Source organism: Psychrobacter sp. UBA3068, from assembly GCF_002366815.1.
In the GTDB taxonomy this organism is placed as follows: domain Bacteria; phylum Pseudomonadota; class Gammaproteobacteria; order Pseudomonadales; family Moraxellaceae; genus Psychrobacter; species Psychrobacter namhaensis.
On the sequence record NZ_DFBY01000007.1, the window covers coordinates 1 to 21,761 of the forward strand.

Consider the following 21,761-nt stretch of genomic DNA (forward strand, 5'->3'; position numbering starts at 1 on the left):
TACGGATTTGACGGCAGGGGTCAACACGGTTAATTTTATAAACGATAGATGATAAAAATCCCTCTATATTGTGGTATAGAGGGATTTTCCTTAAACGCTGTTTCCGAGGTTAGAGGGTTTGAGGATTGTCTAACATGTGCTGTTCACGCAGCTTTTGGCGCAGCACTTTTCCAACATTACTCTTGGGTAGTTCACTGACGAATTCTATGTGGCGTGGGCACTTATAACCCGTCAAGTTATCTAGGGCAAAGTCTTTAATATCACTTTTGGTGACATTGTTGTCAGCGGGGACGATGTAAATTTTGACCGCTTCACCTTGATGTTCATCAGGAATACCAATCACCGCACAGTCAATAATTCCATCACAGTCTAGCATGACGGATTCAATCTCATTAGGGAAGACGTTAAAGCCTGAGACCAAAATCATATCTTTTTTGCGGTCAAGTAGGGAGATATAGCCTTGTTCATCCATACTAATGATATCGCCAGTACGGAAGTAGCCATCGCTGGTAAAGTCGTTTGAGTTGTCTTTATTGAAATAGCCGGAGGTGATGTTTGGGCCTTTAATGCACATCTCACCCGCTTGATTTAATCCTACACGTTCACCATTATCATCGACAACGATAATATCGACACTAGGAACGGGGATGCCAATAGTTCCGTTGAATTTACGGTCAGTAATGACGTTTGCAGTACCGGCCGCGACGCCTTCAGTCATACCCCAACCTTCCACCATCGGGCAGCCAGTAACATCTAACCAGCGGGCAGCTGTTTGCTCAGTTGCGGCCATACCACCAGCTTGGGTGATGCGTAGTGAGCTAAAGTCTAAGTCTTTAAAGTTTGGCTGGTCAAGCAAGCCTTTAAACAGCGTGTTGACCGCTGGGAAAATGTGGAACGGCTGTTTGGAGAGGGTTTTGATAAAGCCTGGCATATCGCGTGGGTTTGGCACCAAGATAAAGGTATAGCCTGAGCGCATACCCAGTAAACTGAGCATAAAGGCGAAGATATGGTAAAGCGGTAACGCCATGACCATATTGATATACACCTCATTGATCTCTGAGGTTACAGGACGGTACCAAGCTTCTGACTGCATCGCGGCTGCTACGACGTTACGCTGAGTCAAAACAGCACCCTTAGACAGACCTGTCGTGCCACCCGTGTATTGCAGGATGGCTTTTTGTTGCATGGTGGTTTTTGGTGCTTGGATAGGTAGGTTTTTCCCTTTTTTTAGCACATCAGGGAACTTGGTGACATCGTATTTAGGATCATTAAGATTGTATTTAGGTACTAAGCGCTTGACCTGACGAATGACTGTATTGACCAGTATTCCTTTTAATCCCATCATATCACCCATCTTTGATAGGACGATACGTTTGATATTCGTTTCTTCAATCACTTGCTCGAGCGCTTGCGCAAAGTTATCGACCACAAAGATAACCTGAGCCCCTGAATCATTTAACTGATGACGTAGCTCACGGCCTGTGTATAGAGGGTTCACAGGCGTGCAAACATACCCTGCCCGTAAAATACCGATCATCGTTGGCAAGTACTGAGGCACGTTTGGCATCATGAGAGCAACGACACTGCCTTTAGGAATCCCTTGTGCCTGCAACCAGGCTGCCACAGCAAGTGACGCCTTATCAACGTCGCCATAAGTGTGGGTGACGCCCATACAGATAGTCATTGGATGCATACGAAAGCGGTTAAAGCACTCTTCATATAGCTCTATGAGGCTCTCATACTGATCAGGGTTAATAGTCTTGGGTACGTTTTCTGGATATTGAGCAAGCCAAGGCTTATCTGCTGTCATACTTAGCGTCCTTAAATGTTGAGATAAGTTAAGGTTCTATAAAGAAGTAGTCACATCCATGTCAACAATGCCAGTCATCGCGTTAAACGCAATGGATTGTCGCGTGCTATCCTATTTATTCACAGACTGCTCAAATACGGGCCTTTATGTCGTTTATTCAACTACTAAGAGCAAGCTTATCAGTCGAGTAAACGGGTAATACTGATGCTACTAGAACGTATCACTTATAAATAAAGCGAACAAACTGACTTTAATGAACGTAGTATTTACTTACATTAATAAAGAGTAGCGTAACGTATTTTGGCAATACATTAACATAACCACCATTGATTTCGTTACACTTATAAAAGAACTTAATAGTTTATAATTAAGTTTGATAAATCGAAGAATATATGGTGTAACTTTAAAATGATGAATGGTAGGTAAAAGAAGGTAAACGGTAATTTCTTTAGGAAAATCCAAGAAACGTCACATTTCCCCTTTATGGATGAAGGATAGTTGATAAATTTTTCTTAACATCACATTTACAAACTGGTAATGTTTTGCATAAAAATTATGGCCTTATATGAAAAAAGCACTCTACACTGAGTGTAGAATGCTTTTTGGTCAGGGATTGACTACGTATTACGCAGGATGGTCGGCACGGTGCTTTTCACGAAGTTTTTGGCGTAGTACTTTGCCTACGTTACTCTTTGGCAGTTCGCTGACGAACTCTATGTGGCGTGGGCACTTATAACCCGTCAAGTTATCTAGGGCAAAGTCCTTAATGACTTCTTCAGTCACGTTATTATCAGCGGGGACGATGTAAATTTTGACCGCTTCACCTTGACGCTCGTCAGGGATACCAATCACCGCACAGTCAATAATTCCATCACAGTCTAGCATGACAGATTCAATCTCATTAGGGAAGACGTTAAAGCCTGAGACCAAAATCATATCTTTTTTGCGGTCAAGCAAGGTAAAGTATCCTTTATCATCCATGCTGGCAATATCGCCAGTACGGAAGTAGCCATCGCTGGTAAAGTCATCACTACTGTCTCTGTTCAGATAACCTGAGGTCACGTTTGGCCCTTTGATACACATCTCACCCGCTTGGTTTACACCAACTCGTTCCCCATTTTCATCAATAAGAATAATGTCGACGCTAGGAACGGGGATGCCGATAGTTCCGTTGAATTTACGATCAGTAATGACGTTTGCAGTACCGCCGGCGACACCTTCAGTCATACCCCAACCTTCTACCATCGGGCAGCCAGTGACTTCTAACCAACGAGTGGCTGTTTGCTCAGTTGCGGCCATACCACCAGCTTGGGTGATGCGTAGTGAGCTAAAGTCTAAGTTATTAAAGTTTGGCTGATCAAGCAAGCCCTTAAACAGCGTGTTGACCGCTGGAAAAACATGGAATGGCTGTTTAGAGAGGGTTTTGATAAAGCCTGGCATGTCGCGTGGGTTTGGCACCAAGATAAAGGTGTAGCCTGAGCGCATACCCAATAAGCTAAGTGAAAAAGCGAAGATATGATAGAGCGGTAACGCCATGACCATATTGATATATACCTCATTGATCTCTGAGGTCACGGGACGATACCAAGCTTCTGCCATCAATGCCGCAGACACTATATTGCGCTGTGTCAGTATAGTGCCTTTAGACAGACCTGTCGTGCCACCCGTATACTGTAGGATGGCCAATTGGTCTAAGCTCATTTTTGGCGCATGGAACGGTAAGTTTTTCCCTTTTTTTAGCACATCAGGGAACTTGGTAACTTCATGCTTGGGGTCGTCGAGCTTATACTTAGGGATGAGACGCTTGACTTGACGGACAATGGTGTTGACCAACATTCCCTTTAGTCCCATCATATCACCCAGTTTAGATAAGATAATACGTTTGATTGCAGTCTCATCGACTACCTGCTCGAGCGCTTGCGCGAAGTTATCGACCACAAAGATAACCTGAGCCCCTGAGTCATTTAACTGATGGCGTAGCTCACGGCCTGTATACAGGGGATTAACAGGGGTGCAAACATACCCTGCCCGTAAAATACCAATCATCGTTGGCAAGTACTGAGGCACGTTTGGCATCATGAGAGCAACGACACTGCCTTTAGGGATTCCTTGAGCTTGTAACCACGCTGCCACAGCAAGTGACGCCTTATCAACGTCGCCATAAGTGTGGGTGACGCCCATACAGATAGTCATTGGATGCATACGAAAGCGATCAAAGCACTCTTCATACAGCTCCATTATACTGCTATATTTATCTGGATTGATCGTCTTAGGTACACCATTAGGATAATGGGCTAGCCAAGGTTTATTCGGCGTCATAGTCAGCGTCCTTGAAGTCTAAAATAGGTTGAGATTGTGTAGTAAAGCAGTCTTATCCGTGTCAATAAAACCCATCAGCGCTGACATAAAACGTGTATCGCTGAGAGTAATCCTATCCTTATCTATTGACTGGCTGCTAGGTTTTAATTGCTGTTGTACGACTTTACTTAACGATTCTTCAGAAACCTAGCTAAGTAAAACCAACAACTCAATAGTACACTGTGGCTTTTGTAGAAGCGCTACCTTTTATTTATCACTAAAATAATAAATAAATGATACATTTAAGAAATACATTAGCATGAATACACGCTAATACCACACTAATATGCAAGACTGTGCAGTACAAAAATAAAGATGAAAATTTCAAATTGTGTCTAATGTAGGATTAGCAGGTCTCTCGCCAGTTCTCAGATTGAGATAAAGTGACCAGTATTGTGATTATACGCGTAAAATACCTCAGCTCTTACCGACCTATTAAACGAATGTTTGCCGAAATTTAGTATAAGTTAGCAGAGTAAGAGTACGCTCAGCCCAATACCGTTCATTTCTTGAGAGGGGTTAAGGCAGAATAAGTTGTTTGTTTTTATTAAAAAACCGCCGATAAATGAGTAAAGTGCTGATCGTACAGCCAAGCGTGCTACTTACACATATCAGGAACATGGTGACTATCTGATAACGAACGGCTTGAGTGGGATCAGCCCCAGCCAGTATTTGACCCGTCATCATACCGGGCAAGCTGACAATGCCGACAACCAACATAGAGTTAAGCGTGGGCGTCATACCATTAATAATTGCGGCCCGTATTGGTTCGTGTACCGCTTCAAATGGACGAGCTGCTAGGCTTAACATCATCTCAATGCGGCCTTGCTGCTCGTGAAAGCTTTCAATCAGCTGATTGCTGGTCAATGAAATGGCGGTCAAAGAGTTGCCTAATATCAAACCTAAGATAGGGATAATAAACTGCGGCGTATACCAAGGCTGGACGTTTAAAATAACAATGATGGCTATGGCAGTGACCAATACAGCCGAAGCACTGACTGCGAGAAGGGTATCGACCAACAGGCCTTTATAGTGGCGTTTGACACGGTTTTTGGCCGCGCTCCCGGCAATGAGGGTCATAATGGTTAAAATCAGTAGGACTTCATACCACTGTTCACGGGCAAAAATCCACGCCAATATCAGACCAATAAAACTTAGCTGAACAACAGTACGAATAGCAGCGGTTAAGAGGGTTTTAGTGAGCTGCAAGCGTAGTTGCCAAGAGATGATAAGGACGATGATAATAAGGCTGCTGGTAAGAGCAATATCACCATAAGTTAAAAATATTTGCGTGTCGTCCATACCGATCATAGTGACTCATTATCAAGGAGATGAAAGCAGGGTGAGGTCCAACGAGACTGTGTGCAAAATTTGTGTGTTGATCTTAGGGTTAGGGCGCGTTCTCAATTCAATTTATCTCATGTTGATGACCATTTTTAAAATAAAGACGGGCCTAGAACACTTTACTTAATACGCCTGCTTGCATAGACCAATGCTGATCAGCGAATGGCATGACATCTTGTGTGTCATGAGTCACCCATAACAACGTACGCTGCGTCTTGGCCCGAGCCCAGTTAACGAGTAAATGTACCAATTGAGTTGATACTTCGCTGTCTAAAGCAGCGGTAGGCTCATCCAATAATAGTACTTGCGGGCTCAGTTGTAAAAGACGTAAAGTATTGACCAGCTGTCGCTCACCGCCGGATAAATAATTGGCTTCTTGCTGCAAAAAATCAGCGCTACGCCCGAGGGAGGAAAGCTGCGTGATGTGCCAATCCATATCAAAATTTCGATGCTGATGGGCTTGTAAATTATAAGGCATTTGCAGGTTATCTAACACACTACCTTCTAACAGCTGGGGGTGCTGAGCGAGTAGGGAGACTTGTGTGCGCCACTGCGTCGGCTCAGTATCATGGATACTGTGATAAATTGGATTATGTAGTTGGTCTACGCTTTGCAAGCAGACCTCACCGCTATCCATGGGTAATAATCCTGCAAGCACGCGTAATAATACTGACTTGCCGCTACCAGAAGCACCAGTCAAAACCGTCACCTGTCCTGCTAACAGTTTGCCACTGGCATCGCTTATTAATGGATGCTGATGAGGGGCTGAGACGGCCTCTTTATTGGTATTGTTCTTTATTTTGGTGAGCCACTTGTAGTATGTGCCGGATAGGGTGGATGCGGTAGTAGAACGGTTTTGTTGACTTGGCTCCACGCTCATAGAGCGCTTATTATGTACCCAGATACTTTTAAATTCTAGCATAAGGCGCTTCTTATGAGTGTGTTAATAGAATAAGTCATTACTCATCAGCATTTTGTGTGATCGCTTTTTGAATGGCGTCCCGTAAGCTTTGGGGCACACGAATAGGCCGCATAGGCGCAGTACGAGTAGCTTGAGTCTCATCGTTAGACATCGACTCTGGTGTTACTTGGTTTTGGACGCAAGCAATAACAATTCTAGCGCTACTTAATAAATGGCGACTGTTTTTGGTGTTGTCGGTCGAGTTGCCTTTTGGTGTATGCCGGTGAATGCTTTGATAAAATACCATGCTGGCAGGTTTTAGTTCGACTTTATCGATACGCACGTTGATGATTTCATCTAAAAGGATGGCTCTTTTATATTGCAAATCTGCTTGGCTCACAACAAAATGCTGTATGTCGCCGCTATCAGACTGTAGAAAGTAACCGTTTAAACCAAGCTTAGTAAACCAGTCACGTCGGCAGTTTTCAAAAAAGACCAGATGGTTGGCATGATAGACTATGCCACCGGCATCAGTATGGTTGATGTAAACGTTATAGTCAGTCGCAAACAGCGGTGTGGTTGTCTGGTCAGATTGTGCCTTGTTAGAAATTGATACGGTGTTTGTAGGGTTGCTTTTAGGGGTTGTCATAGTAATACTCAATCAAGTGTTGATAGCGGTCATTTAATAAAGGTGATTTAATAAAAATCGATGTGTGTGATAATAATAGCTACTCTAGCTTAAGATATAAAGGCACGCAACAGAAAGGCTGGCCTACGACTGTTATCATGGTTGTTTTAGCGCCACATTTTAATCAATTAGTATAGGATGGTTTATGCCCCGTTTTGTCAGTTTTAACATCAATGGTATTCGCGCCCGTCAACATCAGCTTGAGGCGGTACGCGAGGTAATCGATCCTGATGTGATAGGTCTACAAGAAACCAAAGTTCACGATGAGCAGTTTCCACTCGATAACATAGAAAGTCTTGGCTATCACGTAGAATATTTTGGACAAAAAGCCCACTATGGCGTGGCTTTATTGTCCAAGGTGGCCCCTATATTTGTCCAAAAAGGCTTTCCTGACGAAGATGGTGAGGCACAAAAGCGTTTTATCCACGCTCGCTATGAGTTTGAGGGACGCGAAATTGATGTGCTTAATGGTTATTTTCCGCAAGGAGAGAGTCAAGACCATCCCACTAAATTCCCAATGAAGCGGGCTTATTATGCTGATTTAATGGCTTACATTGATACGTTAAAAGCGGAAGGACGTTCGCTTGTCATCATGGGTGACATGAATATTGCTCCAGAAGATATCGATATCGGTATTGGTGAGGTCAATGCAAAGCGCTGGCTTAAAAACAGAAAAACCTCTTTTTTACCAGAAGAACGCGCGTGGTATAGCGCATTGATGTCGCGAGAGCTGACCGATACTTACCGTTTGCACTATCCAGAGAGCACAGAGTTATACAGTTGGTTTGATTACCGCAGTCGTGGTTTCAATGACGATCCTAAGCGTGGCTTACGTATCGACCATATCTTATGCACCGCTGATCTCGTTGATACTTGTGTCGATGCAGGTATCAGTTATGAACTACGAGCCATGGAAAAACCCTCTGACCATGCGCCAATTTGGTCGGCATTTGATCTGAGTAAATCGTAGTAATGATAGGGTGTTTGCCAAAAAACACTTTACTATATAAACAATACTGAAAGTTAAAAATAAGGATGTAACGATGGCCGTCGGAAATGTTGCAGTACCCAATACTATTTATCCTATCGAAGGTATCAAGCTCAGTGCCACTGCGGCAGGGGTACGCTATAAAGATCGTGACGATTTGGTCGTGATGGAAATAATCGATACCGCCACCACTGCAGTTGTCACGACAAAAAATACCTTTTGTGCCGCCCCTGTACGCGTACTGCGTGAGCATTTTTCTAAGACCAGTCCACGCTATTTAGTGACCAATACTGGCAATGCCAATGCGGGTACTGGCGCTGATGGTAAGCGTCGAGCCATCGATATCTGTGCGGCATTGGCGAGCAAAGCAGGTGTGGATGTGAGCGCCGTATTGCCATTCTCTACAGGTGTGATTGGTGAGCCGTTAAATAGCGATGCTGTTATTGCGGGCTTAGATGAGGCCATTGCTAATTTGGCTCCTAACAATTGGCTAGCTGCGGCTAATGGTATTCGTACCACTGATACTATTCCCAAGCTTGCCAGCCAAAAAGTTGATGTGGGTAATCTCAGTTATCACATTACTGGTATGTCAAAAGGGTCAGGAATGATACGCCCAAATATGGCGACCATGCTAGGCTACGTGGCAACCGATGCCAATATCGCGGCTGACTTATTACAAGAGATGCTAAGCGCAATCAATGAACAGTCTTTTAATCGCATCACAGTCGATGGCGATACCTCAACCAATGACTGCTGTGTCCTAGTAGCGACAGGCACGGCCAGCTCAGAGATCATTGACAGCCCAGAGCATCCGCACTATCAGCCAGTGTTTGCGGCTTTAACTGAGGTTTTTGTACGCCTAGCGCAGTTAATTGTACGAGATGGTGAAGGTGCGACCAAGTTTATGACAGTAAAAGTCACTGGTGGGCAGACGACACAAGAGTGCTGCGATGTGGCCTATGCGGTCGCGCATTCACCTCTAGTGAAAACAGCATTCTTTGCTAGTGATGCCAATTGGGGTCGTATCTTGGCGGCAGTGGGTTATGCTGGAATCGAAGATCTCGACACAGAGCAAGTCGATGTGTATTTAGATGAAGTGATGATTTGCCAAAATGGTGGCGTTGCCCCTCATTATACAGAAGAGGCGGGCAAGACGGTCATGAGCCGCCCTGAGATTACCATTCATATCGATCTTGCTCGTGGCGAAGCCAGTGATACGGTTTATACTTGCGATTTATCCTACGATTACGTCAAGATTAATGCCGATTATCGTAGCTAAAGGTTTTTATACCTAGTAATTTTTCGCTGTTCTTATCGTTAAGCCAGAGTGCGCCTCACTCTGGCTTTTTATTGTTTAGTTCTCACTTTGCCTGATTAGCAATTCACTCCATTATTGCATACGTTTTCTTAACATCAGTTGCAAAAGCTGACGTTACTTTACAAAGCAGTCATAGAGGGCAAGAGGATTGGCGACCTATACTAGTTTTAGTAAAGGAAAGACAGTATTGTTGATGCCGTCAGAGGCTTATTAAACAGACTTTCGTTAAAAAAGTCTCGTTAAATGTTTTTGTTTAGCATCGACAGTAGCGTGATAACAATGACCCAATTGCCTGATATGTTTTGAGTATGTATTAATCACGACAAGACGTTCACAACAATAAATTCAAACAGGTAATAGAGACTTAACCCAATTAACTGAGGATTAAATAATGAAAAAATTAGCACTTGCAGCATTGATGACGACTTTCGCCCTTTCAGGTTGTTCTACCATGGGTATGGACAATGAGCGTACGATGGTTGTGGAAGGACAGCCCATGAGCGTTAAAGTGGTTAACATTCCAAGCTTTGAAGTAGAAATAGCGCCACGTAAAGCAGTCTGTGACCTTACTGCTACTGATGGCAGTAAAGTTGAAGCACAGTGCTTGCAGTATCGTCAGACGTATCACAAGAATTACACGACACTAAATGGTAATATCCAAGGCTTTACTTATGAGCCAAATTACCGCTACGTGCTTGATGTACGTCAAGAAGCTGTAACTGCTGAAGGCTCTAACGTGGTGCAGCCAGTTTGGATTCTAAATGAAGTAGTGTCAAAAACTGCTGAGTAATCTCATGGGTGCTCGCTTGGATTTATAAGCGGCTACTCTCGTATGATAAAGGCCTCTAATTCTTTAGAGGCCCTTTTTGTCGCTATTTTGACGGATTTAGCAATTTAGCTGTTCAAATAATAACTGTACAAATGATAATGGTGTTTTAAATTAACACTGGCTGTAGTTTACACTGACGCCACGGGTGGCCGTTGGTATGCGATTATCAGCATAGACGGCAAGTCCCCCGCGAGCGGTCTCTTTATATTTATCCGACATATCAGCGCCCGTCTGTTTCATGGTTTCAATGGCTTTGTCCAAAGAGACGAAATGTTGCCCATTGCCTCGGCAGGCGAGACGTGCCGCATTAATTGCCTTCACGGCGCCCATGGCATTACGTTCGATACAGGGCACTTGCACCAAGCCGCCAATAGGGTCACAAGTAAGTCCTAAATTGTGCTCAATGCCAATTTCTGCTGCATTTAAGCACTTGGCTGGTGTGCCGCCCATAATTTCTGCTAGGGCAGAGCCTGCCATGGCACAGGCGGAACCGACTTCCCCTTGACAGCCTACTTCAGCACCAGAGATTGAGGCATTCTGTTTAATCAAGCTTCCGATAGCGGTGGCGTTTAATAAAAACTTGCGCACGCCCTCTTGGCTGTAGTTGGATAAGAAGTCACGATAATAGTGTAATACTGCTGGAATGATACCAGCAGCACCATTGGTAGGGGCGGTGACGACTTTACCGCCATTGGCATTTTCTTCGTTGACAGCCAGTGCGTATAAATCAACCCAGTCCATCGCTGCCAATTTATCATTTTTTGATATGGGCTGGTCTTTTTCAGCACTCAGCTGCAAGTGTAAATCCTGTGCGCGGCGTTTGACATCGAGACCACCAGGTAAAATGCCAGCATTTTCACACCCTTGTTTGACACAATCTTGCATCACCTCCCAGATACTATCTAAGTAGGCATAGACTTCTTCTTTATCATGGAAGTGGCACTCGTTTGCCAGCACTAAATCACTGATACTGAGCCGATGTTGATCACACTGATCTAGCAGCTCTGCGGCGCTATTAAAAGGGTAGGGCACACGATCGATAGTTGGGCTGGCATGGTCTTCGTCTGGGTTGTTGGCATCTTCTTCATTGATCACAAAGCCACCGCCGACGGAGTAGTAAGTTTGCTGATAACGCGTGCCGTCTGTCAGTATTGCTCGAAGTGACAACGCATTGGGATGATAAGGAAGCACGGTATCGTCGTACCAATAAATATCTTGCTCCGTATCAAATGCCACTGTATGGGCACCTGAGAGATTCAATTTTTTCTCAGAAAAAATAGGAGACAGATAATTGCTAGTCATGCGTGTATCAATGGTGCTGGGTGTATGTCCAAGCAAGCCGAGTAGGATGGCGGTATCGGTTGCATGTCCTTTTCCTGTCGCGGCTAAAGAGCCATAAAGCTCAATTTCAATCTTTTGAATGGCAGTCAGTTCTATCTGCTTTGTCAATGAGGCTAAAAAAAGATTTGCGGCTACCATTGGTCCTACCGTATGAGAGCTTGATGGACCAACGCCGATTTTAAATAAGTCAAAAACACTAATCATAGTAAATTACCGAAAGTTTTAAGGGCTTTAGCATGCTGTGTAGATGCTTTAGGCGCTTTTATTGAGAATAAGATAGGCCGCCATCACTCTTAGGCACCGACAAGAGGTGTGTATGAGGCATTGCCTGTGAAAGATCAAAGTAAAGGAGTACAAATGGTGACTGAATAATAACTTTTATTTGTTTTGAAACTCCGCTATCATGCACGGAGTCAACGGCTATGTAACATCCTGTAAGTGGGGGAGCCGTTATAAAGTACGTTGAGCCATAACGGTTTAAAACCATTTTTAGTAGAACATATCCGGCCCCAGACATCTAGCAAAACATAGTCATCATACCAAATATTACTTTTGGTTTGCCATATTACAATATAAATGAATAGATTAGGGCGGCATATTATAAATGTAAGAGGGTCAGAGTTACAGTAACTTCTAACCACGTATCTTATCTATTAACCTCTCAATGTCATTTTTTCATTAATTGTCGCCTATTATTTTAGCTCAGCTCACATAGGACAAGCGCGCATGCCATCTCAAAAAGACCACTCATCACCTTCAGAAAACAGCGCTCACAGTCAGTCAGCTCAAAACGCGTTAGAAGCTGCAGGTGTCGAGTCAGCAGCCCTCCATTATTCACCCAATCCAGACTTTGAAAATGGGCGTTGGTTTCCGACATGGCGTCCGTATAAGGGCGATTTAGATCGTGATCCAGTCGGTATCAACGACTATTTGCCACCGTCAAAAAGTATATTATTGGGTGTCCAGCATACTTTTGCGATGTTTGGGGCGACTGTATTAGCACCTTTATTGATGGGCTTTGATCCTAATTTAGCCATTTTGATGTCGGGTATTTGTACCGTGATGTTCTTTATGATCACAGGCGGGCGCATGCCAAGTTACTTGGGCTCAAGCTTTGCGTTTATTGGTCCTGTCATTGCAGTTACCGCTTACGCAGGTGCAGGGTTTAACGATAACTTGAATGTCGCGTTAGGTGGCATCATGGCTTGCGGTATCATTTATGCGTTAATTGGTCTACTGGTAATGAAAACTGGCACAGGCTGGATTGAGCGCTTGATGCCGCCAGTCGTGACGGGTGCCATCGTCATGATTATTGGTCTCAACTTAGCCCCAGTGACTATCCAAGGGGTGTCTGCGAATCAGTTTGATGCTTGGATGGCCACATTGACTGTGTTACTTATTAGTGGGGTGGCCGTGTTTACACGCGGTATGCTACGTCGTCTACTATTATTGGTGGGCTTGGTATTGTCTTACATTGCTTATTTTGTGATGACTAACATCATGGGTTTTGGGACGGCTATTGATTTTAGTAGTGTGGCAGCTGCTTCGTGGTTTGGCTTGCCGAGCATTCATACCCCACGCTTTGAGATGAGTGCCATTATTTTAATTGCGCCTGTGGCCTTTATTTTGGTTGCTGAAAATTTGGGGCATTTTAAGGCTGTCGAAGGTATGACCAAGGCGCGTGTGACGCCGTACATGGGGCGAGCTTTTTTTGCTGATGGCCTAGCGACCACTTTTTCAGCAGGATTTGGTGGGACAGGCGTCACCACTTACGCGGAAAACATCGGGGTGATGGCCGTGACCAAAGTCTATAGCACCACGATATTCGTTGTGGCAGGGTTAGTGGCAATCTTGCTAGGTTTATCGCCAAAGTTTGGTGCCATCATTCAAACGATACCAGCGGCATTATTGGGCGGGGCTTCTATTGTGGTGTTTGGCTTGATCGCTGTTGCGGGCGTAAAAATTTGGATAGACAATCACATCGACTTTAGCAAAAACAGCAATCTGATTATCGCTGCTGTTACTGTCATCATGGGGACCGGTAATTTTAGCTTGCACTTAGGCGGCTTCGATTTGGGCGGTATCGGCACGGCTACTTTGGCTGCTATCCTTTTGAATGCTTTGTTTAATCAAGGATCTGAGGCGAAGGCTGCCCGTCAGTCATTGGCCAAATAACCAATGGGCTTTTGTATATAACCTTCTTAAGACGTTATATGTAATAGAGCAAAACTAAAAAAGCGCCCAGCCTACACGTAGGTTGGGCGTTTTTGATTGGAAAACAGTCTTCAGATTACTTGTATTTACGTTTATAAAATCGAGCAAAAAACCGATAACGGCGTAGCGCGCGTGGTTTAGGCTTTAATGAGCCTAAATAAATGGCAAACATAGTCAGTAGGGCGCCGCTCCATTGTAAAGTGTTAATCGGTTTGCCCAGCCAGCTATAATCAATAACCAGTGCTGCGATGGGTTCCGTTAACAGTAACAATCCCGTCAATGCCAGAGATAACTTAGGTATAGAGTAGGCGATCAGGCCCCATGCCAAGCACTGCATGACGGTGCCATATACCAGAACCCAGCCGAACTCAGACCACGTATTGGGTAAGATACTACCCGTATCAAATATCACCATCGGCACGATCATTGCTAACACGCCGCCGATACTAATCAGCTGCATCAGCATAAATATCGGTGTCGGCTCAGTGTCATGTGTTTTACGGATAAAGGTCATAGAGGCTGCTAGCATCGCCCCTGAGATGATGCCGGTGACAAATCCCCAAGTGGCGGCAGTGTTGCGTGCAAACTCAGGACTGCCTATCATCGCCACGCCAAGCATCGCTAAAAACAAACTGATAAGCTGAACAATAGATTGGCGTTCATTAAAATACAAAAATCCGATCGCCGCCAAGAAAAAGATTTGTAAGCTATTGAGTAGAGTTGAAATACCAGGACCAACGGCATAAATACTCTCGTGCCATAGGGCCAAATCCAACCCTAAAAACACGCCTGACAATAGACTGTAAAAGATAGCACGTCTGGAACGCGGTAGGCGCTGCCCCGTAATTTTGGCTAAGACAGAGAATACGATACCTGAAATAGCTAGGCGCCAAAACGACATCGCCCACCCACCGATGTCAACGTGAGCGACGATCAAACTACCCAAACCAAATATGATACAGCCAATGACTAAGCCAATAGGGGCAGACCGTGTAGAAGCGATAGCCATAGGTTGTCCTTATATCCGTATTATTGTTATTTATTTTAGACTATTAACATGGGCGTTAACCCAAGCCATATTGTCGAGGTTTTGAACCTAAAATGAAATGGTTAAACCATAATTTATTCTTATTATTAAATTGGTTGCCACGATATTGACTGCGACTTAGTATGGCGTGTTTGTATAGTCGAGTAACATCCTTACAGGAATGACATTGGCACAGATCACAGCGTTTGCTAATCTTGTGATTTATAATGGGAATATGTTATAAACTTCTACCAAAAACCCCAGTACTATCCACTTAGGTTTGCTTATGTTTCGACGCTTACGATCAAAACGACCACGATCTTTTGTCTGTAGTTCACCGCCTTCAATGTCGCAATATGGTTTTGCTATTAGCATGTCATCTATCGTGCTATTGGCAATGCCGACTGCACAAGCAGCCAGTTGTAACATTCCCAAAAGCTACTATAAAAATGTCTCTTGCACAGCGAGCAGTCGCTATTTTTTAGCAACGAAAGATTTCGGTGCGCCAGTTGCTTTGATTGACCGTAACGGCAAAAGGGTGGTCGACTTGACACGCTATCAAAAAGTCGATGTCAACAAGCTATCGGGCGGTCTATTGCCTGTACTGCGCAACAGTCATGTCGGCTATCTGAATATGCAGGGTCGTGAAGTCGTACCGGCGATGTATGATATGCTGTCAGAAAGCCAAGGGTGGGCGCGCCCCGTCTCTGATGACCGTATCGTGGTGAAAAGAAATGGCAACTATGGCGTCATTAACACCGCCAATCAAACCATCGTTCCGTTTTCGGCAGCCATTAGTGAAATTGATAATTATCAAAATGGTGTCGCACGAGTAAGCAAAAACAGTACGACCAGCTGGTTGGATAAAAACGGTAATGTGAAGAGTGATCCAAATAGTAAGAATAATGAGCAGGCCACAGCAAAACAAACAGAGTCTAATCGTTTTACGACGCTACAACCGCGTCAGCAAGATGGTAAATGGGGGTTTGTGGACGACAATAACGTGACCATGATTACCTATTCTTTTGATGAGGTACAGTCATTCTCTGAAGGGTTGGCTGGTGTACGTATTGGCAGGGAGTGGGGGTTTGTTAATCTTGGCGGCGAGCTGGTGATTCCTTTTCGCTTTGCGAATGCGGGTGTGTCGGCTGCGGGTCACTACAAAGGTAAGCCGGCGTTTGTATTTACAGCAGGCAAGGCTTGGATCGGCAACTTAAAAAATGGCGATAAGATGTGCATCGATAAAGAAGGGGCTGGTGTCAGTTGTGACTAGATTTACTGCTTAAAACCCAAGTCCAACATATAATGAACACACTTTAAAATAGGTACAGTGCTACTGGTATGAGTTTCCCTTGCGTGCTGTGCCTACGCCGACAGAGGCTGCGCGACATCCATACCAGTAGCACGTGGCACAGCGTGCCAATTTTATTTTAGATTGACTAGACTAGATCTAACATAAAAAAAGAGGGTAAAACCTACGTGTCAACGACAGGTTTTACCCTCTTTTTATATTAAGTTCGCTCAAAAACAAACTATCAAAAGCTACTTAGCCAATAAATGATTACTAATCAAATCGACCATATAAGGCTGATAGTACTCGGGAATGTCGTGCGCCATTCCTTCGATTAAATGAAACTTGGCATTAGGAATGGTCTTGGCAACCACGCGTCCTTGGGAAGCCGGCAGCAACCCATCTGCGCTACCGTGTAGTACGATCGTTGGTGCTTTGACTTGTTTACTGAATCGGCTGATAGACCCTGAAGCCAAAATAGCATTGAGCTGTTGTACCGTACCGAGCGGATGAAAGTTACGTTGATACCGTATTTTGGCAATTTCACGGACCATACGCACATTCACATGCCCAGGCGTACCAACCGTCTTCATAAACCAGACGCTGTGACGCACAATATCACGTTCAGAATGGCTCTCAGGACGATTAATCAGGGTGTATAACTGCTTGGGTTTTGGGGGTCTTAAAAATGCGCGGTTGGTTGTGGTAAACATCAGCGCCATCCGCTGTACCAAGCTTGGATAACGGGCTGCCACAATTTGTGCGATCATACCGCCCATAGAGGCCCCTAGCAGATGGGTGGTACCAAGGTTAAGCGCTTTAATTAAACGCGCTGTATCCTCTGCCATGTCGGTTAGGTTATAAGCAACTGGCGCGCCTTTATTAGACAAGCCAGTTTGCAAACGCATCATCATTTTGAGTTGACTGATACGGGGTAGACCCTCAATTTGGACTTTAGACGACAAACCAATATCGCGATTGTCAAAACGAATCACAAAAAAACCGGCATCAATAAGACGTTTGATGAAATTATTTGGCCAAAATACCATTTGTGAGCCAAGACCCATCACCATCAATAAGGGCGGGTTGTCGGGATTACCACCTGCCTCAACACAAAGCTCAATACCATCACCGATATCGATCATTGCTTGGTGAAGATGTTCGCTAAGATCAGAGTCACGCCACTGATGCGCCCCGAATTTCTGCCACTCAGAAGTTGGATAGTGACTAGAGTTTTCAGCTACGGTTTCAGACAGCTCTGTGCCATTGATATCATTTGATTGGGTCATGAAGCATCCTAATTAGAGTGTCGTCTACTAAACTTCTAGCATCTCAAAATCAAGCTTGCCGACACCGCACTCTGGGCATGTCCAGTCATCAGGAATGTCTTCCCATTTGGTACCAGGCGCAATGCCTTCTTCAGGGCAGCCAAGCTCTTCATCATATATCCAGCCGCAGACGATACATTCATAACGTTTCATAAATAGTCCTATCGATCATTACCAGTATTACAGTCAGTTGTTAACGCTCATTTAGAGTAACAGTCATTATATTAGACTGCAAAAGCGCACGTAGTTTAGCATATAACCGTGATTTTCGTCGTTAAGTTTACACTTGTATATTGAGATTATTTGGCTTTTATCAAGGCCATTATTTGCTCTGTTTTGAGATGAGTGATACCACTTGTATGCCGTAAGCCGAAAAATTTATCCCACCTGTGCTATAATACTCGCCGCAAAATTCATAGTGATGTTCACGCGTCACTACTGTGATCTATATTGTAGTGTTATTTAAATACTGTTATCTAAGCCATATGAACTAAGGGTTATTATGAGCAGCAATGCCGCCATGTCCGTTAACAACGTAGCCGATCCGTCTAACATGCTCAATACTGACCATCGATTTTGGCAAATTATTCGTACAGTACCAAACTTCCCAAAAGTTGGCATTGATTTTTATGATATTACGCCGTTACTGCGCAGTCATATTAATGAGGTCATTGATGCGCTGCTTGCAGCATTGCCAGACGGATTGATGGATGAGGTAGACTGCCTAGGGGCGGTAGAAGCGCGTGGGTTTGTCTTTGCAAGTCTGCTGGCAGGCCGCTTGGGTAAAGGTATGATTTTGCTGCGTAAGCCAGGTAAGCTGCCACCGCCTGTTGCCAATAAAGCCTATGCGTTGGAGTATGGTAAAGACACACTTGAGATGCAAAACAACCTACCACCTGAACGGGTACTGTTGATCGATGATATTTTAGCCACTGGCGGCACGTTGACGACGGCTTATGAGCTTTGCCAATCAGCCAACCATACCGTGGTAGGGGCGTTGGTCTTGCTGGATTTGGTTGATTTGCATGGCGAGTTTCCAGTGCCAATTTATACGGTGTTAAAGGCTTAATTCTCGGTTTTTGAGTTATTATCATCAAATACAAAAGCGCGCTGAGTGATGTCAGCGCGCTTTTGTATTTTAGCCACTCTTAAACTGTTTAAGTCATCTGCTCATAGCGTTTACAAGCCTCATCAACTAGGGCGCGACCAATCGTTTTTGGGTTAGTGAGTGTAAAGTCCTTTGTCGTCAGTATGGGTTTTTCTGAATGCCAAGACTTTGTGACTTTATCATCAGCATTGTAGTTAACGTAAGCTCTTTTATAGTAACTGGCATCTTTGCAAGAGATTAACAGTTGCTGATCACTATGATGAATGCTGTTTTCTTTCGCTTCTTTTAGGTCGTTTTTTGGCGTAGGGTACGTTTTACGAATAGACACTGTGATATTTTTGACATTTTTATCATCTATGATATTGATATCTGAGCTTTCGATAGAGTCCAAATCTAAGCTAAAAATTGAACCGGTAGGGTTTTCTGACACTTTTGACCAGCTCACTGCATGTGCGCTGATGGCTAGAGCACCCCCTGCTAATAACACTGATAACCGTTTCATAATCAAGCCTTGCTGCTTATTGTTAAAAGTAGGCCATAGTAGCCAACTTATTATGAGTAGGCAATTCTCTTTTGTGGCCTACCATTCACGCTCGTAAAATAACGTTGTTATCAAAGACTGCCTGTATGTATTAGTTACGCATCGCCGTCAACGTTTGCGCAAGCTCATCACGCGCGCCAATAAAGCCATCAATTCCCTTTGGTAGTAAGTCTTGTGTGATCGTGTCTTGTTGATAGGCTGCACTAAATTCTTCACGCGTTAAGCTCACTCGAGTCATATCAGCCATATCCATTGACATACTTGGCGATAGCTGACATGTAACCTCAGTATCCATTGCTGCTAGCTCATCGATCAGGTTAGGGGCTATCGTCAATAGGTCACACCCTGCCAGTGCCAATATCTGCTCAGTTGAGCGAAAACTTGCTCCCATCACTTGAGTATGATAGCCATGTTGTTTGTAGTATTGGTAAATGCGCTTCACCGATTGTACGCCCATATCATCAGAAGCAGGTACATTTTGACGGTTTTGTTGACGTTTTTGCCAATCTAAAATACGACCAACGAAAGGCGAGATCAGGGTCACGCCAGCATCCGCACAAGCAATCGCTTGGTGCTGCCCGAATAGCAGGGTCAGGTTACAGTGGATATCTTGGGTTTCAAGATAGCGTGCTGCCTCAATACCCTGCCAAGTAGCCGCCATTTTAATCAACACACGCTCTGAGTTGATACCTGCTTTTTGGTAAGCCTCCATAAACTCTAAGGCTTTATCGATGGTCGCTTGAGTGTCATAAGACAAACGGGCGTCAACTTCGGTAGAGACCCGACCGTCGATGAGCGCTAAAATATCACAGCCAATCTGTACGGTAAGCGCATCAATGACAGCATCTACATTGCCGTTATGACGGCTCATGGTTTCTGAAAGCATGCCTTGGTTATCAGGATGGACAAGTGCTTTGGTAATGAGGCTTGGGTTGGTAGTCGCATCGATAGGTTTTAGGCGCGCAATGGCGGTTAGATCACCAGTATCAGCAACAATAGTAGTCATGGTGCGAAGCTGTTGTAATGCGCTCATCAGATATCCTTTTTTAACAATTACGAGAGTGTTTTCTTATTTATGGGGTAGGGTCTTATTTATATACTACTATTTGGTAGTCGCTTTAAACTGTAACACAGTTTTTAGCCAGTGTTCTTTGATAGTTTGCTCTTGCACCGCTGTCACAGGGTGTCACTTTGCCCATATTAGCTGGTTTAGGCGCATTTACATCTGTTTGCACCCATTTACACGTGGGCACTGACGATAGTTTTTGTTATAGTAGAGCAGGTCAGCTGTCAGGCGGCGGTATTTGCCGTTTGATGGTTTGTCAGTATGTAGTAACCCTATAAGATAGGACAAGCAGGGTGCAATATTTTTGCTAGACTTGTCTGTTGAGTACTAAAATAAACAGCGTAATAGCTAACAGTGATAAAAATCAGTAATAACATTAGAAAAAGGATGGGCGGTAATGAGTGAGCAGTCATCAGAGCAAAATGTGGATAATCTAAATCAAAGCATCAGCGATACCACAAATGAAAAAGAGTTTTTGGACAGTATTCGTCAAAACATTGATGCAGTGGACTGCGAGATTCAGACGTTAATAAATAACCGCGCTAAGCTGGCTCAGCAAGTGGCAACAGTCAAAAAAAATCACATTGCCAATAACGTGGCCACTGACAGCAGCAATCCTATATTTTATCGTCCTGAGCGCGAAGCACAAGTGCTAAAAGCGGTGATGGAGCGCAATACTGGCCCGATCGCTGATGAAAAAATGGCGCGTTTGTTCCGTGAGATCATGTCGGTCTGTTTGGATCTAGAAGCCCCGCAACGCATTGCTTTTTTGGGTCCAGTCGGCACCTTTACTCATGCTGCAGCCCTCAAACATTTTGGTAAAGCGGCCGATACGGTGCCAATGACGACCATCACTGATGTATTCCGTGAAGTAGAAGCAGGTACAGCCATGTATGGTGTGGTACCCGTAGAAAACTCATCAGAAGGCGTGGTCAATCACACGCTAGACGGCTTTTTATCTTCTAGTCTTAAAATCATCGGTGAAGTTGAGTTACCGATTCATCAAAATTTCTTAGTCGCTGAACACACCAAAATTGATGGTTTAAGCCGTATTTATTCGCATCAGCAATCATTGGCTCAGTGCCGTCATTGGCTCGATGTGAACTTTCCAAATGTTGAGCGTGTGGCGGTCTCGAGCAATGGTGAAGCGGCCCGTCGTTTAAAAAATGAATGGCATTCAGCAGCGATTGCAGGCGATGTGGCTGCGGCGGAATATGACTTACATAAACTTTATACGAATATTGAAGACAACCCAAGTAACACCACGCGCTTTCTTATCATCGGTCACGAAGCGATTGCACCGTCAGGTCAAGACAAAACCTCTATCGTGGTCTCCGCCCATGATAAAGCGGGGGCACTGATCGAAATCTTAAAACCTCTGTCGTATCATGGCGTCTCTATGACCAGTATTGAGACACGCCCTGAGCGTCCTAATAAGTGGGCCTATGTCTTCTTTATTGACATGAACGGTCATATCGATGAGGCAAATGTGAGTGCTGCTATTAATGATATCCGTCCGTTGGTAAAAGATGTGCGTATACTAGGCTCCTATCCAAAAGCGGTACTATAAATAGGATAGAGGCCACGCCTTTATCATCAATAGCGGTCA

General features: G+C 44.3%; 18 protein-coding genes. 7 read left to right on the plus strand and 11 right to left on the minus strand.

Annotated elements, in window-relative coordinates; genetic code table 11:
* Window positions 1-109: 109 nt before the first annotated feature.
* From B2P60_RS01010 to B2P60_RS01030, 5 genes are all read right to left on the minus strand, one after another.
* Complete coding sequence (locus B2P60_RS01010) at window positions 110-1,810, minus strand: AMP-binding protein (protein WP_193006352.1); 1,701 nt, start codon at window positions 1,808-1,810, stop codon at window positions 110-112.
* Between the two features lie 624 nt (window positions 1,811-2,434).
* Window positions 2,435-4,129, minus strand: a complete 1,695-nt coding sequence (locus B2P60_RS01015) for an AMP-binding protein (RefSeq protein ID WP_193006353.1) — start codon at window positions 4,127-4,129, stop codon at window positions 2,435-2,437.
* A gap of 558 nt (window positions 4,130-4,687) precedes the next feature.
* Window positions 4,688-5,479, minus strand: a complete 792-nt coding sequence (locus B2P60_RS01020; RefSeq protein ID WP_286738946.1) for an ABC transporter permease — start codon at window positions 5,477-5,479, stop codon at window positions 4,688-4,690.
* 142 nt (window positions 5,480-5,621) lie between these two features.
* Window positions 5,622-6,434: an ABC transporter ATP-binding protein gene (locus B2P60_RS01025; protein WP_286738947.1), complete on the minus strand. Its 813-nt coding sequence runs from the start codon at window positions 6,432-6,434 to the stop codon at window positions 5,622-5,624.
* A 37-nt stretch (window positions 6,435-6,471) separates the two neighbouring features.
* Window positions 6,472-7,062: a hotdog domain-containing protein gene (locus B2P60_RS01030; RefSeq protein WP_414706611.1), complete on the minus strand. Its 591-nt coding sequence runs from the start codon at window positions 7,060-7,062 to the stop codon at window positions 6,472-6,474.
* A 184-nt stretch (window positions 7,063-7,246) separates the two neighbouring features.
* On the opposite strand from B2P60_RS01030, the gene xthA reads away from it, so the two are divergent.
* The 3 genes from xthA to B2P60_RS01045 all read left to right on the plus strand — a co-directional run bounded on the left by xthA (window position 7,247) and on the right by B2P60_RS01045 (window position 10,197).
* The gene (xthA, locus tag B2P60_RS01035) at window positions 7,247-8,071 is read left to right on the plus strand and encodes an exodeoxyribonuclease III (protein WP_230709349.1); all 825 of its coding nucleotides are present in this window, start codon (window positions 7,247-7,249) and stop codon (window positions 8,069-8,071) included.
* A gap of 73 nt (window positions 8,072-8,144) precedes the next feature.
* A complete protein-coding gene (gene argJ / locus B2P60_RS01040; protein ID WP_193006358.1) occupies window positions 8,145-9,368 on the plus strand; it encodes a bifunctional glutamate N-acetyltransferase/amino-acid acetyltransferase ArgJ in 1,224 nt (407 codons plus the stop codon).
* 430 nt (window positions 9,369-9,798) lie between these two features.
* Window positions 9,799-10,197: a DUF4377 domain-containing protein gene (locus B2P60_RS01045; protein WP_193006359.1), complete on the plus strand. Its 399-nt coding sequence runs from the start codon at window positions 9,799-9,801 to the stop codon at window positions 10,195-10,197.
* 150 nt (window positions 10,198-10,347) lie between these two features.
* Here the strand turns inward: B2P60_RS01045 and B2P60_RS01050 are convergent, their stop codons facing one another.
* Window positions 10,348-11,781, minus strand: a complete 1,434-nt coding sequence (locus B2P60_RS01050; RefSeq protein WP_198333514.1) for an L-serine ammonia-lyase — start codon at window positions 11,779-11,781, stop codon at window positions 10,348-10,350.
* Window positions 11,782-12,303: 522 nt separating this feature from the next.
* On the opposite strand from B2P60_RS01050, the gene B2P60_RS01055 reads away from it, so the two are divergent.
* A complete protein-coding gene (locus B2P60_RS01055; RefSeq protein WP_286738948.1) occupies window positions 12,304-13,752 on the plus strand; it encodes a solute carrier family 23 protein in 1,449 nt (482 codons plus the stop codon).
* A 115-nt stretch (window positions 13,753-13,867) separates the two neighbouring features.
* Here the strand turns inward: B2P60_RS01055 and B2P60_RS01060 are convergent, their stop codons facing one another.
* Window positions 13,868-14,800, minus strand: coding sequence for a DMT family transporter (locus tag B2P60_RS01060; RefSeq protein ID WP_230709355.1), 933 nt, complete (start codon window positions 14,798-14,800; stop codon window positions 13,868-13,870).
* A 391-nt stretch (window positions 14,801-15,191) separates the two neighbouring features.
* Between B2P60_RS01060 and B2P60_RS01065 the strand changes: the two genes are divergently transcribed.
* Entirely contained in the window at window positions 15,192-16,091 is a 900-nt protein-coding gene (locus tag B2P60_RS01065; protein ID WP_286738949.1) for a WG repeat-containing protein, read from the plus strand.
* Between the two features lie 269 nt (window positions 16,092-16,360).
* Here the strand turns inward: B2P60_RS01065 and B2P60_RS01070 are convergent, their stop codons facing one another.
* Together B2P60_RS01070 and B2P60_RS01075 are read right to left on the minus strand one after the other, a co-directional pair.
* Window positions 16,361-17,398, minus strand: coding sequence for an alpha/beta fold hydrolase (locus B2P60_RS01070; RefSeq protein ID WP_230709357.1), 1,038 nt, complete (start codon window positions 17,396-17,398; stop codon window positions 16,361-16,363).
* A gap of 27 nt (window positions 17,399-17,425) precedes the next feature.
* Window positions 17,426-17,590 (minus strand): rubredoxin, encoded by a 165-nt coding sequence (locus tag B2P60_RS01075; RefSeq protein WP_131668884.1) that lies wholly within the window; start codon window positions 17,588-17,590, stop codon window positions 17,426-17,428.
* 400 nt (window positions 17,591-17,990) lie between these two features.
* Between B2P60_RS01075 and B2P60_RS01080 the strand changes: the two genes are divergently transcribed.
* A complete protein-coding gene (locus B2P60_RS01080; RefSeq protein ID WP_198333760.1) occupies window positions 17,991-18,506 on the plus strand; it encodes an adenine phosphoribosyltransferase in 516 nt (171 codons plus the stop codon).
* A gap of 88 nt (window positions 18,507-18,594) precedes the next feature.
* Here B2P60_RS01080 and B2P60_RS01085 read toward each other — a convergent pair whose 3' ends face one another.
* The gene (locus B2P60_RS01085; protein WP_286738950.1) at window positions 18,595-19,047 is read right to left on the minus strand and encodes a hypothetical protein; all 453 of its coding nucleotides are present in this window, start codon (window positions 19,045-19,047) and stop codon (window positions 18,595-18,597) included.
* Between the two features lie 130 nt (window positions 19,048-19,177).
* The gene (locus B2P60_RS01090; RefSeq protein ID WP_193006366.1) at window positions 19,178-20,119 is read right to left on the minus strand and encodes a transaldolase; all 942 of its coding nucleotides are present in this window, start codon (window positions 20,117-20,119) and stop codon (window positions 19,178-19,180) included.
* Window positions 20,120-20,549: 430 nt separating this feature from the next.
* Between B2P60_RS01090 and pheA the strand changes: the two genes are divergently transcribed.
* Window positions 20,550-21,722 carry a prephenate dehydratase gene (gene pheA / locus B2P60_RS01095; RefSeq protein ID WP_193006367.1) on the plus strand — a complete coding sequence of 391 codons (1,173 nt, stop codon included), beginning with the start codon at window positions 20,550-20,552 and terminating at the stop codon, window positions 21,720-21,722.
* The last annotated feature ends 39 nt before the right edge of the window (window positions 21,723-21,761 follow it).

What these genes read in the sequence shown, in the direction of transcription:
- B2P60_RS01010 (WP_193006352.1), bottom strand. Translation starts at nt 1,810, where the DNA reads ATGACAGCAGATAAGCCTTGGCTTGCTCAATATCCAGAAAACGTACCC.
- B2P60_RS01015 (WP_193006353.1), bottom strand. Translation starts at nt 4,129, where the DNA reads ATGACGCCGAATAAACCTTGGCTAGCCCATTATCCTAATGGTGTACCT.
- B2P60_RS01020 (WP_286738946.1), bottom strand. Translation starts at nt 5,479, where the DNA reads ATGATCGGTATGGACGACACGCAAATATTTTTAACTTATGGTGATATT.
- B2P60_RS01025 (WP_286738947.1), bottom strand. Translation starts at nt 6,434, where the DNA reads ATGCTAGAATTTAAAAGTATCTGGGTACATAATAAGCGCTCTATGAGC.
- B2P60_RS01030 (WP_414706611.1), bottom strand. Translation starts at nt 7,062, where the DNA reads ATGACAACCCCTAAAAGCAACCCTACAAACACCGTATCAATTTCTAAC.
- xthA (WP_230709349.1), top strand. Translation starts at nt 7,247, where the DNA reads ATGCCCCGTTTTGTCAGTTTTAACATCAATGGTATTCGCGCCCGTCAA.
- argJ (WP_193006358.1), top strand. Translation starts at nt 8,145, where the DNA reads ATGGCCGTCGGAAATGTTGCAGTACCCAATACTATTTATCCTATCGAA.
- B2P60_RS01045 (WP_193006359.1), top strand. Translation starts at nt 9,799, where the DNA reads ATGAAAAAATTAGCACTTGCAGCATTGATGACGACTTTCGCCCTTTCA.
- B2P60_RS01050 (WP_198333514.1), bottom strand. Translation starts at nt 11,781, where the DNA reads ATGATTAGTGTTTTTGACTTATTTAAAATCGGCGTTGGTCCATCAAGC.
- B2P60_RS01055 (WP_286738948.1), top strand. Translation starts at nt 12,304, where the DNA reads ATGCCATCTCAAAAAGACCACTCATCACCTTCAGAAAACAGCGCTCAC.
- B2P60_RS01060 (WP_230709355.1), bottom strand. Translation starts at nt 14,800, where the DNA reads ATGGCTATCGCTTCTACACGGTCTGCCCCTATTGGCTTAGTCATTGGC.
- B2P60_RS01065 (WP_286738949.1), top strand. Translation starts at nt 15,192, where the DNA reads ATGTCATCTATCGTGCTATTGGCAATGCCGACTGCACAAGCAGCCAGT.
- B2P60_RS01070 (WP_230709357.1), bottom strand. Translation starts at nt 17,398, where the DNA reads ATGACCCAATCAAATGATATCAATGGCACAGAGCTGTCTGAAACCGTA.
- B2P60_RS01075 (WP_131668884.1), bottom strand. Translation starts at nt 17,590, where the DNA reads ATGAAACGTTATGAATGTATCGTCTGCGGCTGGATATATGATGAAGAG.
- B2P60_RS01080 (WP_198333760.1), top strand. Translation starts at nt 17,991, where the DNA reads ATGCTCAATACTGACCATCGATTTTGGCAAATTATTCGTACAGTACCA.
- B2P60_RS01085 (WP_286738950.1), bottom strand. Translation starts at nt 19,047, where the DNA reads ATGAAACGGTTATCAGTGTTATTAGCAGGGGGTGCTCTAGCCATCAGC.
- B2P60_RS01090 (WP_193006366.1), bottom strand. Translation starts at nt 20,119, where the DNA reads ATGAGCGCATTACAACAGCTTCGCACCATGACTACTATTGTTGCTGAT.
- pheA (WP_193006367.1), top strand. Translation starts at nt 20,550, where the DNA reads ATGAGTGAGCAGTCATCAGAGCAAAATGTGGATAATCTAAATCAAAGC.